General features: G+C 37.3%; 14 protein-coding genes and 1 pseudogene. 13 read left to right on the top strand and 2 right to left on the bottom strand.

The features are described from left to right. Window positions 1-9 precede the first annotated feature (9 nt). From mnmG to GY23_RS13305, 6 genes and pseudogenes are all read left to right on the top strand, one after another. Window positions 10-1,899 (top strand): tRNA uridine-5-carboxymethylaminomethyl(34) synthesis enzyme MnmG, encoded by a 1,890-nt coding sequence (gene mnmG, locus GY23_RS13330; RefSeq protein WP_075619703.1) that lies wholly within the window; start codon window positions 10-12, stop codon window positions 1,897-1,899. A 65-nt stretch (window positions 1,900-1,964) separates the two neighbouring features. Further along, window positions 1,965-2,678 (top strand): 16S rRNA (guanine(527)-N(7))-methyltransferase RsmG, encoded by a 714-nt coding sequence (rsmG, locus tag GY23_RS13325; protein ID WP_075619702.1) that lies wholly within the window; start codon window positions 1,965-1,967, stop codon window positions 2,676-2,678. Between the two features lie 93 nt (window positions 2,679-2,771). Next, window positions 2,772-3,631, top strand: a pseudogene (gene noc, locus GY23_RS13320) (nucleoid occlusion protein). Window positions 3,632-3,826: 195 nt separating this feature from the next. After that, window positions 3,827-4,588 (top strand): ParA family protein, encoded by a 762-nt coding sequence (locus GY23_RS13315; protein ID WP_075619701.1) that lies wholly within the window; start codon window positions 3,827-3,829, stop codon window positions 4,586-4,588. Continuing rightward, complete coding sequence (locus tag GY23_RS13310) at window positions 4,581-5,420, top strand: ParB/RepB/Spo0J family partition protein (protein ID WP_075619700.1); 840 nt, start codon at window positions 4,581-4,583, stop codon at window positions 5,418-5,420. Before GY23_RS13315 ends, GY23_RS13310 begins: the two co-directional genes overlap by 8 nt. 67 nt (window positions 5,421-5,487) lie before the next feature. Then, window positions 5,488-6,219 carry a DUF554 domain-containing protein gene (locus tag GY23_RS13305; protein WP_075619699.1) on the top strand — a complete coding sequence of 244 codons (732 nt, stop codon included), beginning with the start codon at window positions 5,488-5,490 and terminating at the stop codon, window positions 6,217-6,219. Here the strand turns inward: GY23_RS13305 and yyaC are convergent. Continuing rightward, window positions 6,145-6,750, bottom strand: coding sequence for a spore protease YyaC (yyaC, locus tag GY23_RS13300; RefSeq protein ID WP_075619698.1), 606 nt, complete (start codon window positions 6,748-6,750; stop codon window positions 6,145-6,147). The two genes, GY23_RS13305 and yyaC, sit on opposite strands and share 75 nt — an antisense overlap. A gap of 74 nt (window positions 6,751-6,824) precedes the next feature. Between yyaC and GY23_RS13295 the strand changes: the two genes are divergently transcribed. The 3 genes from GY23_RS13295 to ychF all read left to right on the top strand — a co-directional run bounded on the left by GY23_RS13295 (window position 6,825) and on the right by ychF (window position 9,188). After that, window positions 6,825-7,742 carry a mechanosensitive ion channel family protein gene (locus tag GY23_RS13295; protein ID WP_075619697.1) on the top strand — a complete coding sequence of 306 codons (918 nt, stop codon included), beginning with the start codon at window positions 6,825-6,827 and terminating at the stop codon, window positions 7,740-7,742. Beyond that, on the top strand, window positions 7,739-7,948 hold the full coding sequence (locus tag GY23_RS13290; RefSeq protein ID WP_075619696.1) for a DUF951 domain-containing protein: 210 nt from the start codon (window positions 7,739-7,741) through the stop codon (window positions 7,946-7,948). The genes GY23_RS13295 and GY23_RS13290 overlap by 4 nt, the downstream gene beginning before the upstream one ends. A 139-nt stretch (window positions 7,949-8,087) precedes the next feature. Then, window positions 8,088-9,188: a redox-regulated ATPase YchF gene (ychF, locus tag GY23_RS13285; RefSeq protein ID WP_075619695.1), complete on the top strand. Its 1,101-nt coding sequence runs from the start codon at window positions 8,088-8,090 to the stop codon at window positions 9,186-9,188. Between the two features lie 378 nt (window positions 9,189-9,566). Here ychF and GY23_RS13280 read toward each other — a convergent pair whose 3' ends face one another. Next, entirely contained in the window at window positions 9,567-10,112 is a 546-nt protein-coding gene (locus tag GY23_RS13280) for a DUF3267 domain-containing protein (protein ID WP_075619694.1), read from the bottom strand. A gap of 171 nt (window positions 10,113-10,283) precedes the next feature. Between GY23_RS13280 and rpsF the strand changes: the two genes are divergently transcribed. From rpsF to GY23_RS13260, 4 genes are all read left to right on the top strand, one after another. Then, a complete protein-coding gene (gene rpsF / locus GY23_RS13275; protein WP_075619693.1) occupies window positions 10,284-10,574 on the top strand; it encodes a 30S ribosomal protein S6 in 291 nt (96 codons plus the stop codon). A gap of 57 nt (window positions 10,575-10,631) precedes the next feature. Further along, window positions 10,632-11,147, top strand: a complete 516-nt coding sequence (ssb, locus tag GY23_RS13270; RefSeq protein WP_075619692.1) for a single-stranded DNA-binding protein — start codon at window positions 10,632-10,634, stop codon at window positions 11,145-11,147. An 80-nt stretch (window positions 11,148-11,227) separates the two neighbouring features. Further along, the gene (gene rpsR / locus GY23_RS13265; protein ID WP_016428921.1) at window positions 11,228-11,464 is read left to right on the top strand and encodes a 30S ribosomal protein S18; all 237 of its coding nucleotides are present in this window, start codon (window positions 11,228-11,230) and stop codon (window positions 11,462-11,464) included. Window positions 11,465-11,721: 257 nt separating this feature from the next. Further along, entirely contained in the window at window positions 11,722-12,663 is a 942-nt protein-coding gene (locus GY23_RS13260) for a YybS family protein (protein ID WP_075619691.1), read from the top strand. Window positions 12,664-12,667: the final 4 nt, after the last annotated feature.

Genomic DNA, 12,667 nt, shown 5'->3' with positions numbered 1-12,667 from the left:
TGAACGAACATGCAGAAATTTGAAGCGGGCTCGTTCGATGTGATAGTAATTGGAGCAGGGCATGCAGGTGCTGAAGCAGCACTAGCAGCAGCGGGTATGGGAGCAAAGACCCTGGTTCTCACAATTAATCTAGATATGATTGCATTTATGCCATGTAATCCATCTATCGGCGGCCCAGCTAAAGGAATTGTCGTACGTGAAATTGACGCTTTAGGTGGTGCAATGGGGAAAGTAATCGACAAAACACATATACAAATGAGAATGTTGAATACAGGTAAAGGTCCAGCAGTACGTGCGTTACGAGCACAAGCGGATAAAGTACTCTATCAAGCAGAAATGAAACGGTTGATGGAAGAGCAAGATAATTTATCAATACATCAAGCCATGGTAGAAGAATTAGTTATTGAAGACAATGAGATAAAAGGTGTAATCACTCAGGTGGGTGCCATTTACCGTGCCAAAACTGTCATTGTAACAACTGGAACCTTTTTACGAGGGGAAATCATTATTGGTGACTTGAAATATTCAAGTGGTCCAAATAACCAACAACCCTCATTGAAATTGGCAGATAATCTGCGTGAATTAGGTTTTGACTTAGTTCGTTTCAAAACAGGAACACCTCCACGCGTAAATAGTAAAACAATTGATTATAGTAAAACTGAAATTCAACCTGGTGACGAAGTACCACGAGCATTCAGTTATGAAACCACAGAATTTATCACGGATCAAATGCCATGTTGGTTAACTTATACAAATGAACGTACGCATTCAATCATCGATGAAAATTTACATTTGTCACCAATGTATTCAGGTATGATAAAAGGAACGGGTCCACGTTATTGCCCATCCATTGAAGATAAAGTGGTCCGATTTAACGATAAACCACGTCACCAAATCTTCTTGGAGCCAGAAGGTCGTAATACACGTGAAGTTTACGTGCAAGGACTATCAACAAGTTTGCCAGAACATGTCCAACGCAAACTACTAGAAAGCATTCCAGGTCTAGAAAAGGCTGAAATGATGAGAGCTGGTTATGCAATAGAGTATGATGCTATGGTTCCAACGCAATTATGGCCAACATTAGAAACGAAAAAAATTCACAATTTATATACAGCTGGCCAAATTAACGGAACATCTGGGTATGAAGAGGCGGCTGGTCAAGGATTAATGGCAGGTATGAATGCTGCTGCTCGCGCACTAAATAAAGAAGAAATCATTTTAAGTCGTTCTGATGCATATATTGGCGTCTTAATTGATGACTTAGTAACAAAAGGTACCAACGAACCATATCGATTATTGACATCCCGTGCAGAATATCGTTTATTACTTCGTCATGATAATGCGGATTTGAGATTAACGGAAATTGGCTTCAAAGCAGGATTAATCTCTGCAGAACGATTTGAGCTTTTTGAAGTGAAAAAGAAATTAATCGAAGATGAAATTGTTCGTCTCCGTAAAACAATCATTAAACCTAATGAGGAAACGCAAAATGTGGTTCATTCAAAAGGCGGAACTGCATTGAAAGATGGAATTAAAGGACAAGATTTATTAAAACGTCCGGAAATGAGCTATGAAGATATTGAAAAATTATCACCTTCACCATTTGAATTAACGGATGAAATGAAAGAGCAAATTGAAATCCAAGTTAAATATGAAGGTTATATTGAAAAATCACTTCAACAAGTAGAAAAATTAAAGAAAATGGAAGATAAAAAAATTCCTGATCTAATTGACTATGATGCAATCTCAGGCATTGCAACTGAAGCGAAACAAAAAATGAAGCAAGTTAGACCTTTATCAATCGCACAAGCATCTAGAATTTCAGGTGTTAACCCAGCTGACATTTCGATCTTACTGGTGTATATTGAACAAGGTAGAATAGCAAAAATATCCGGATAAGTATAAAAGTGGCTACACGCTAATTTGAGCAAGTAGCCACTCTTCATATATGGAAGGGGTCCAATATGAATCAAGATCAATTTATTGAAGCTCTTAAAGAAAAAGGGATTCTTTTAACATTAGACCAGCTTCAACAATTCAATAAATATTTTGAATTGCTTGTCGAATGGAATGAAAAAATGAATTTAACTGCAATAACGGATCAGCCATCCGTCTACTTAAAACACTTCTATGATTCCATAAGCATGGCATTTTACGTTAATTTTTCAAAAGGTCAATCAATTTGTGATGTCGGCGCTGGAGCAGGATTCCCAAGCATTCCATTAAAAATCTGTTTTCCTCAATTACAAGTAACGATTGTGGATTCATTAAATAAACGCATTCAATTTTTAACACATTTAAGTGAACAACTGGGACTTTCCAATGTTCAATTCGTACATGCCAGAGCAGAAGAATTTGGACAAAGTGCAAAATATAGAGAACAGTATGACATTGTGACAGCAAGAGCAGTGGCAAGACTATCTGTACTTTCTGAGCTTTGCGTTCCATTAGTAAAAAAAGGTGGACAGTTTGTAGCAATGAAAGCTGCGGCGGCACAAGATGAGCTAAGTGATGCAAAAAGGGCTTTAACAACCTTGGGCGCAGAAAAAACAAAAGAATTTACTTTTACGCTTCCAATTGAAAATAGTGAAAGATCTTTGTTTGTTTTTAATAAAGTGAAAACAACACCAAAAAAATATCCAAGAAAACCTGGAGTCCCAAACAAGACCCCATTGTAAATGTTTGTTCCACGTGAAACATTAATAAAGGATTGACGAGATTTGTCGCGAATAAGTATAAGTAGTGAGTTTCTTAAAGGTGGTGCCTAAGGGATGAAAAGTCCTTTTTCACGTTTTTTTGGGAGTGGCGAAAAAGAAATAGCGGCTACAAAGCAAACAGCCGAACAATATGAAGAAGTATTAAAAATCCCGTTACAATCAATTGTTCCGAATCGCTTTCAACCTCGGACTGTATTTGATGAGTCTAAAATAGAAGAATTGGCTCGTACAATTCACACGCATGGCGTTATTCAACCGATCGTTGTTAGAAAAATGGATGATGGCAAATACGAAATAATTGCTGGAGAACGACGTTTCCGTGCGATGACAAAACTCGAATGGAAAGATGTTCCTGCAATTGTTCGTGATTTAAGCGACAAAGAAACTGCCTCCATTGCATTGATTGAAAACCTTCAGCGTGAAGAATTAACTGCAATTGAAGAAGCATTAGCTTATCAAAAGTTATTAGAACTTCACGAATTAACGCAAGAAGCACTTGCGCAGCGATTAGGAAAAGGACAATCAACTGTTGCAAATAAATTGAGGCTTCTCAAACTGCCACAAATAATACAAGATAGTATTTTAAAGCGTGAAATATCCGAGCGCCATGCTCGTGCTTTGATGCCAATAAAAGATGAAAAAAACAAATCGCTTTATTTCACGAAGTTGTGACGCAACAATATAATGTAAAACAACTTGAGAAGAAAGTCGATGAAATATTAAATCCACCTGTTGTTGAGGGGAAAAAAGAAAAACCAAAAAGAAAAGCAGTTAGTCGTGATGTTAGAATCGCACTGAACACTCTTAGGCAGTCCTTTGCAATGGTAGCAAAGACGGGGATTAAGATGGAAACAGAAGAAGAAGATCTCGAGGATTTCTATCAAATAACTGTAAAAATTCCAAAAAAGAAATAATAATATTAAAAAACCATGAACTCTTGCTCAGAAATTGACAAGAGTTTTTTGTTTTGTAACCAGAATATTACCCTATTTCAATCAATTTTTTGTTAGAATGAATGAAATGGCGAAAATACCACTCTATCTCTATCTAAAGGAGAAAGAAAGAAGTGGAAGGTTATCAGAACTGATTTTAGGAAAGCTGGTGCAAGCATGGGTAGAATTATTGCGATCGCCAATCAAAAAGGCGGCGTAGGTAAGACAACAACATCGGTAAGTTTAAGTGCCTGTCTTGCATATCTCGGTAAAAAAGTATTACTGATGGATATAGATCCACAAGGGAATGCAACGAGTGGTGTTGGGGTCAATAAGGGTGAAGTTCAACAGTGTATTTATGACGTATTAATAGATGACGTAGATGTTAAGAAAGTAATAGTAGAAACTAAAGTAGAGAATTTAGACGTAATTCCTGCAACTATCTCATTAGCGGGAGCAGAAATTGAACTTGTTTCAACAATTTCCCGTGAAGTACGGCTAAAACGTGCACTTCAAGACGTAAAAGAAGAATATGATTACATAATAATAGATTGTCCACCTTCATTGGGATTACTAACGATTAATGCATTGACAGCTTCGGATGCAATATTAATTCCTGTACAATGCGAATACTACGCTTTGGAAGGTCTTAGTCAATTGTTAAGCACTATCCGTTTAGTCCAAAAGCATTTAAATAACCAATTAGTGATTGATGGAGTACTGTTAACAATGTTTGATGCGCGTACGAACTTAGGCATTCAAGTAATCGAAGAAGTGAAAAAATACTTCCAAGATAAAGTTTATAAAACTATCATTCCACGGAATGTACGACTTAGTGAGGCACCAAGTCATGGGGAACCAATCATTATTTATGATCCCAAGTCTCGAGGGGCTGAAGTATATCTAGATTTAGCAAGGGAAGTGATTCGTAATGTCTAAAGGATTAGGTAAAGGAATCAATGCTTTATTTCCAGGTGAATCAATTAACCAAATGGAATCAGTAGAAAAAATTTCTGTGAAAGATATTAAAGTAAATCCATTTCAACCACGTAAAATTTTTGATGAAGTAGCCCTTTCAGAACTTACCGAGTCCATAAAAGAACATGGAGTTCTACAACCAGTGATTTTAAGAAGAAAAGGGAAATTATTTGAAATTGTAGTAGGGGAACGTCGTTTTCGTGCGACAAAAGCCGCGGGATTAAAAGAGATTCCGGCTGTTATCCGTGAGCTATCAGATCAACAAATGATGGAAATTGCCATTCTTGAAAACTTACAACGGGAAGATTTAACACCAATTGAAGAAGCTGATGCTTACCAAAATCTAATGGAAAATCTCAGTCTAACACAAGAACAATTAGCATTTCGTTTAGGGAAAAGCAGACCGCATATTGCCAATCATATTCGTCTATTATCTTTACCAGAAGTGGTTAGAGAACACGTATCATCAGACAAAATATCAATGGGACATGGTCGTGCTTTACTCGGTTTAAAACAAAAGAAGCTCATTCCTACTATTGCTGAAAAAGTAATGAAAGAAAATTTAAATGTTCGTCAGCTGGAGTCGCTTGTACAAAGAATGAATGAAGATGTTTCACGTGAAACATCGACAACTCCTAAAAAAGATATTTTTATTAAAGAAAAAGAATCTCAACTTCGTGATTATTTTGGTACAACGGTATCCATAAAGAAAACAAAGAATAAAGGGAAAATTGAAATTGAGTTTTTCTCTGAAGATGATTTAGAAAGAATATTAGAATTATTAGAAAATTGAAACTGCCTATTCCCTTAACAAAATTAAGGGGATAGGTTCTGTTTTTAAATGAAATGAGGAGTTTTATATGGTGTTATTTGGCACTTTAATTAACGCACTTCTCATTATTGTGGGAACAATCATCGGAAGATTGTTGAAAAATATCCCTGAAAATATGAAGCAAACAGTCATGTATGCAATAGGACTGGCCGTAACAGTAATCGGTCTTCAAATGGGATTTGAAAGTGGTCAGTTTTTAATTGTCATTATTAGTTTAGTGTTAGGTGCTGTTATAGGAGAGTGGATTGATTTAGATCATCAATTAAATCGATTTGGACAATGGTTAGAATCAAAAGTTGGTAAGAATAAAAAAGGTGAAAACATCAGTATCTCGCAAGGTTTTGTATCGGCGACATTAATATTTGTAATTGGTTCAATGGCGGTCATTGGTTCCCTTGATAGTGGATTACGCAATGACCACGATTTGCTCATTGTAAAAGGGTTAATAGATGGATTCACATCTATTATATTAGCAACCACATTGGGAATCGGTGTTTTATTATCTGCTGTTCCGGTCGTATTGTATCAAGGGACGATAGCACTTTTTGCTACTCAAATTAGTCGTGTAATTCCAGAGGAGGCACTGGCACTCTTTATCCAAGAGATGACAGCAACTGGTGGAATTATGATTGTTGCTATTGGTTTAAATATGATTGGTTTGACTAAAATAAGAGTAGCCAATTTATTACCAGGAATTCTCGTGGTAGCGATCGTCGTTGCTATTGCGTATCAATTTGAATTGGTGTCTTTGCCAAGCTAGGAATAGTGCCCGTGATAATACCTTCCCCATATCGTAAGGAAGTTGAAGTCGAGTGTTTTGTAAAGTGCTATATTCTTGATAGCCACCTACATTTACAATTCCTTTGATTGATAAATCACCAACAGGTGGCAATTCTTTCTTTACTGCTTTCCCCGGGAAAAGTGGACCTTTTTCAATGACAATATGGCCAATCTTGTTGATTTTCCCTAAACATGCATCGATGGCAATAATATAGGGCTTTAAGGTCCTACCATGGAGTGACTCGACAGTTTGTTGTAAATTTAATGCATGTAAGGGTTGCTGCAAAGTGCCAATTACTTCATAAGGGAATGTGGGATGTTCTTTCAGCCAGGTACCGACTAGAGGTCCTAATGCATCACCGGTAGAGCGATCAGTTCCGATGCAACAAAAAACAAGGTTTTTGTGATCAAACGGTATTGCTTGAAGAAATAACGAGCTTAAACGCCAAGCTACACCTGAATCTTGATAAGAAAAATCCTCTGTATGTAGATAAGAAGAATATGCAATCATATGGAAAATCACTCTCTTTTTTTTCGTAGTATATGTTACAAAAATGAGCTTTATTCACAAAGGAGACAGTTCGATTGGATTATAAAAAAGTGTTAAAGAAGATTGAAGACTTCTTCTTGGACGAAGAAAGATGGATAGAGTACGGACTCGTCTTAATTGAAATAATTTTCATTATATTATTGGCTATGATTGCTGTGAAAATCGGTAAAATAGTCATTCGAAAAGTATTTCAAGTGCGGATGAAGACACCACTTCGTTATTCTGAACGAAGACAGAATACATTGTTTAAACTATTAGAGAATATCATCTCCTATGTTGTTTACTTTGCAGCAATTTTAGCAGTACTATCAGCATTCTCTATTAATGTCGCAGGTTTGATTGCGGGAGCCGGAGTATTGGGATTAGCGATTGGATTTGGTGCACAAAACCTAGTCCGAGATGTTATTACGGGATTCTTTATCATTTTTGAGGACCAATTTTCTGTTGGCGATTATGTGCGAATTGGAGCCTCAGAAGGGACAGTTCAAGAAATCGGGCTTCGTACTACGAAGTTAAAAGGGATGAATGGTGAAATTCACGTTTTTCCAAATGGAACCATTATTGAAGTGGTAAACTTTTCAATAAATAATTCAATTGCCATTGTCGATGTGAGCGTCGCATATGAAACTGATATTCCGAAAACAGAAGAACTAATTAAAGAGTTTTTAACACGTCTTCCAGATCAATATGAACAGTTAGTGAAAGAGCCCGAATTACTCGGTGTTCAAAACTTAGCCGCCTCTGAAGTTGTGATGAGAATAACCGCTGAAACGAAACCAATGCAACATTTTTCTATTGCACGTATCATTCGTCGAGACTTGAAAATATATATGGATGAGCATGGCATCGAAATACCATATCCGAAAATGGTGATGTACCAGAAAAAGACAGGTTCTGTCGATGCTGGCATCGGAGATCCCGCGAAGAATGGTGATAAGGAGAAAAACATATGAATGTAAAAACTTTCGATCTTGGTGACGTTGTTGAAATGAAAAAACAACACCCTTGTGGGACAAATGAGTGGAAAATCATTCGAATAGGTGCGGATGTCCGAATTAAATGTGTAGGCTGCCAGCATAGTGTAATGATCCCTCGCAGAGAGTTTGAAAAGAAAATGAAAAAAGTGTTAGTGAAAGCACAACCGGCCTCAGAAGAATAGACAATGTTCTTACAAAAATCTATAATAGATAGGTTGCAAGTAGTGCATAAATTGCCATTTGAGCCAGAACTGGATAGTAGATAAGTAAAAGCCCGTGTTTAGATATAGAAAAAAGAGTTATGAAAGGTTGGGACACCACATGGCATTAACAGCCGGAATCGTCGGATTACCAAACGTTGGGAAATCCACATTATTCAATGCAATTACAAAAGCAGGTGCGGAAGCTGCAAACTACCCATTCTGTACGATTGATCCAAACGTTGGAATTGTAGAAGTTCCAGATGAACGACTGATAAAATTAACAGAACTTGTTGTTCCAAAGAAAACGGTTCCTACAGCTTTTGAGTTTACGGATATTGCTGGAATCGTAAAAGGTGCCAGTAAAGGTGAAGGACTTGGAAATAAGTTCTTAGCTCATATTCGAGAAGTAGATGCAATCTGCCAAGTGGTACGTTGTTTTGCTGATGAAAATGTTACGCATGTATCAGGGAAAGTTGACCCAATCTCAGATATTGAAGTAATCAACTTAGAGCTTATTTTAGCCGACCTAGAAAGCGTTGAAAAACGTTTGCAACGTGTTGGTAAAATGGCGAAACAAAAAGACAAAGATGCAATGGTTGAAGAACCTGTGTTAGTGAAACTTCGTGATGCTTTTGAGGAAGAAAAACCAGCTCGTTCAGTAGAGTTTACAGAAGAAGAATTAAGAGTAGCTAAAGGTCTTCATTTACTAACAATTAAACCAATGCTATACGTAGCGAATGTTGCAGAAGACGAAATTGCCAATGCTGAAGAAAATGAATACGTGCAAAAAGTGCGTGAATTCGCTCAAGCAGACAACGCACAAGTCATCATAGTCTGTGCAAAAATTGAAGAAGAAATGGCTGAACTTGATGATGAAGAGAAAGCAATGTTCATTGAAGAATTAGGCATTCAAGAATCTGGTTTAGATCAATTAGTAAAAGCTTCTTATCAATTACTCGGACTTGCTACTTACTTTACAGCAGGTGTGCAAGAAGTTCGTGCTTGGACTTTCCGTAAAGGAATGAAAGCACCACAATGTGCTGGCGTCATCCATACTGATTTTGAACGCGGCTTTATCCGTGCAGAAACTGTGTCATACGATGACTTAGTTGCAAACGGTTCAATGTCTGCAGCAAAAGAAGCTGGTAAAGTTCGTTTGGAAGGTAAAGAATACATCGTGCAAGATGGCGACGTAATGTTATTCCGTTTTAACGTATAAGATTTTCGGATTAGTCGATTTGTCTCGACTAATCCGTTTTTTGCATAATCGTGCAACTCAATTATATGAACGTTGCACCATTATGCAAAAATGTATGACACTGCTGCTGGTCCCCCAATTGAACTAGCTTGATGGGATTGGATTCGGTGAAGTTTATGAAATAGATGAACATACGTGGCAAGTACTTGATGTGTTGGAAGGCTATACTGGCAACCCAGTCTGAACCCATGAAATAAAGCTGATTCCAGATTAATGGAATCAGCTTTATTTGTTAATAAGCTATTTTAAAGAGTAAAAAACGAGCACATGCGGCTAGAGTAAATGTACGAAAAACAATAGGGTAGGTTATCATAACTATGTGATAATAAAATGTAAAATTTATTGTTCGAAAATATATAACTTGGGTAGTTCTGGATCATCCTTAATCCAGGCGGAATCATTCACTTTACGAAGTTCTTTGATCATGGCGAAATCTCCTGCAGCACCGGCTATTAACCAAGCACCTAACAAAGCAAGAAGGGGACTATTGATTGCAATTGCTATGACAGCGGGCAAAACACCGGTAACCCAAAAGGGCAAAATCAAAACTTTTCTCATTGCCTTGTTTTGTACTGCCTCACTTGTTGTCGCGTAAGCAATTCCTAATTTCAAATTGAAGCCGTACTCAAGTGAGCTCCATGGAACTCTTGCAAACGTAACAAAGCCAATTAGATGTGCGGCTTCATGCAAAACAATTAAGACGATGTAGCCAGCAATAAACAGAAGTAGACCAATCCATGACAAATCAAATGAGAAATCTTGATGAACAAGACTATTCAGTAATAAGAGCAACACACTAAAACCGATCGTCCAAATCAAACTGGTCTTTCCGACTTGTTGTAAATCTAGTTCAATAATCTTGGTGGGTGTTTGCAGATCATTCAATTTTTTCACCTCTTGGATATAGTATAGCGAATAACTGAAGTGTGTACATGCGATTATAGGTTGCACCTTTATTCCATTCATGCTACAATCAGTTGATGTGAGTAATGAACGTTACTTACTCCTTGCCTTCTGTAAACAGATAGGCCTAAGTCCATAAGGAGGTGCAAAAAGATGAAAAAGTATGAATTATTGTACATTATTCGACCAACAATTGAAGATGATGCGAAAAAAGCATTAGTAGCTCGTTTCGACGAAATTTTAACTTCAAATGGTGCTGAAATTATCGAGTCTAAAGAGTGGGGCAAACGCCGCTTAGCTTATGAGATCAATGACTTCCGCGAAGGTTTCTACCAAATCGTGAAAGCAACAGCTGATTCTAGAGCAATCGATGAGTACATCCGTCTTGCTAACATCAACGAAGATATCATTCGTTATGTAGCTGTAAATATCGAAGGTAAATAAGAATTTATCATCAAATATACTTGAAAAAATTTGCAAACGATGGGAGGTTGTATTCTGATGATTAACCGAGTCGTATTAGTCGGAAGACTTACAAAAGATCCGGAGCTTCGTTATACACCGAGCGGGGTTGCGATGGCACGTTTTACACTTGCTGTAAACCGTACATTTTCAAACCAACAAGGTGAAAAAGAAGCGGATTTTATTAACTGTACTGTTTGGCGTAAACAAGCTGAAAACACAGCAAATTTCTTGAAAAAAGGAAGTTTGGCAGGTGTGGAAGGTCGTATTCAAACAGGGAGCTATGAAGGTCAAGACGGAAAGCGTGTTTACACGACAGACGTAGTAGCTGATAGCGTTCAGTTCCTTGAACCACGTAATAGTTCTGGTGGTGGAGATCGTCCACAACAAGGACAACCTTATGGTGGCGGTTCGAACCCGAACCAAAACAATCAATATCCATCTTATCAACAGAATCAATCACCAAATCAGCAAAACTATACACGTGTAGATGAAGATCCATTCTCTAGTGGTAGTGGTCCAATCGAAGTTTCAGACGACGATCTTCCTTTCTGATAAGAATAGGAAACACTTGCTAGTTAGCGAATGCTTGATTTACACACCCAAATAAAACAATTCCAAGGAGGCGAAACGACATGGCACCACGTCGCGGAGGCAAAAGACGCAAAAAGGTTTGCTATTTTACGTCTAACAATATTACGCATATCGACTATAAAGATGTTGATTTGCTTAAAAAGTTCGTATCTGAGCGCGGAAAAATTCTTCCACGTCGAGTTACAGGAACAAGCGCGAAATATCAACGTAAATTAACTTCAGCAATCAAATTATCACGTATCATGGCATTACTTCCATTCTCTACTGAAGAGAGATAAGAAATGTACATGAATGCTTAAAAGACCGGGAAACCGGTCTTTTTTTGCTGTCTAAATCTTTAACCTTTTCATCTTTTGTTGCATCTTGTTCAACATGTTACAATAGTAAAGTAAAGTGGCGACTAGTTTGATTGATGGTGAGTGTGGCCGATAGAATGATTCGCAACGGAATTTGCAGTATGTTGTTGTTTATCTCCCAATGCATGGGCTATAACAATAGGTTGCGGAATTAATGTTTTAGATAGGAATGATTTTGAATGCCGAATGAACAAACGAAACAGCTAACGTTCGGTGCAATGATGATTGCGCTTTTTTCAATCTTGTTGGCTGTTTCTTTTTATGTGCCCGTTCTTAACCTCATAACCTCATTTTTTATCGCCTTACCTATAGCTTGGTATAGTGCAAAGTTTGAACGAAAAGCATCAATTTTTGTAACGATCATCAGTATTGGGATGTCGTTTTTTATTGGCGGATTGCTTGCCGTTCCTTTAGGGATGATTCATGCACCACTAGGTTTTGTTATTGGTGATGCGATTCGTACGAAGAAAAGCAAGCTTTTCTTGTTAATGTCAACGGGGCTGACATTGCTCATATCGATGATGATTCAATATGTTATTGCTGTTATTACGTTCGAATTTAACCCCGTGAAAGAATTAATAACAATGGCAACAGAATTTTATAATCAAATGGGCGCGGCAATGGAAACTTTCAATAGTTTGCCGAAAGATTACTACAAGCAAGTATCCGATGCGATATTTCTGCTTGAAATCGTCATCCCATCTCTGGTAATTGTAGCTATATTCATCATTAGTTGGATGTTCATTAACATTCTTTTACCGGTCTTGAAAAAACTTGGGCTAGTAGTACCGAAGTATCCAGCATATCGTAATATGAGATTACCGAAATCAGTTTTATGGTATTACCTCATTGTTCAGGTCGTGACATTATTTATTGATTTGGATCAAGGGACTTTTGCTTTTATGGTTTTTGTTAACGCTGCTTTCATACTTCGTTTCTTACTGTTTTTACAGGGGATTTCACTCATTCATTTTTTTATACATAAAAAAGGATGGCCGAAGTGGGCTACGATACTAGCAAGTATCTTAGCTTTTGTACTACAACCATATACGGTATTATTAGGAATCATTGATTTAGGTTTCAATATTCGCGCGTTTCTCAAAGACAAAACCAAAAAATAGGGAG

It is taken from the genome of Paenisporosarcina indica, from assembly GCF_001939075.1.
In the GTDB taxonomy this organism is placed as follows: domain Bacteria; phylum Bacillota; class Bacilli; order Bacillales_A; family Planococcaceae; genus Paenisporosarcina; species Paenisporosarcina indica.
Note: the sequence above shows the minus strand (reverse complement) of the source record. Positions and strands in the feature narration are given on the sequence as shown.

What these genes read in the sequence shown, in the direction of transcription:
- ssb (WP_075619692.1), top strand. Translation starts at nt 10,632, where the DNA reads ATGATTAACCGAGTCGTATTAGTCGGAAGACTTACAAAAGATCCGGAG.
- GY23_RS13315 (WP_075619701.1), top strand. Translation starts at nt 3,827, where the DNA reads ATGGGTAGAATTATTGCGATCGCCAATCAAAAAGGCGGCGTAGGTAAG.
- GY23_RS13305 (WP_075619699.1), top strand. Translation starts at nt 5,488, where the DNA reads ATGGTGTTATTTGGCACTTTAATTAACGCACTTCTCATTATTGTGGGA.
- ychF (WP_075619695.1), top strand. Translation starts at nt 8,088, where the DNA reads ATGGCATTAACAGCCGGAATCGTCGGATTACCAAACGTTGGGAAATCC.
- rpsF (WP_075619693.1), top strand. Translation starts at nt 10,284, where the DNA reads ATGAAAAAGTATGAATTATTGTACATTATTCGACCAACAATTGAAGAT.
- rpsR (WP_016428921.1), top strand. Translation starts at nt 11,228, where the DNA reads ATGGCACCACGTCGCGGAGGCAAAAGACGCAAAAAGGTTTGCTATTTT.
- mnmG (WP_075619703.1), top strand. Translation starts at nt 10, where the DNA reads ATGCAGAAATTTGAAGCGGGCTCGTTCGATGTGATAGTAATTGGAGCA.
- GY23_RS13260 (WP_075619691.1), top strand. Translation starts at nt 11,722, where the DNA reads ATGCCGAATGAACAAACGAAACAGCTAACGTTCGGTGCAATGATGATT.
- rsmG (WP_075619702.1), top strand. Translation starts at nt 1,965, where the DNA reads ATGAATCAAGATCAATTTATTGAAGCTCTTAAAGAAAAAGGGATTCTT.
- yyaC (WP_075619698.1), bottom strand. Translation starts at nt 6,750, where the DNA reads ATGATTGCATATTCTTCTTATCTACATACAGAGGATTTTTCTTATCAA.
- GY23_RS13310 (WP_075619700.1), top strand. Translation starts at nt 4,581, where the DNA reads ATGTCTAAAGGATTAGGTAAAGGAATCAATGCTTTATTTCCAGGTGAA.
- GY23_RS13290 (WP_075619696.1), top strand. Translation starts at nt 7,739, where the DNA reads ATGAATGTAAAAACTTTCGATCTTGGTGACGTTGTTGAAATGAAAAAA.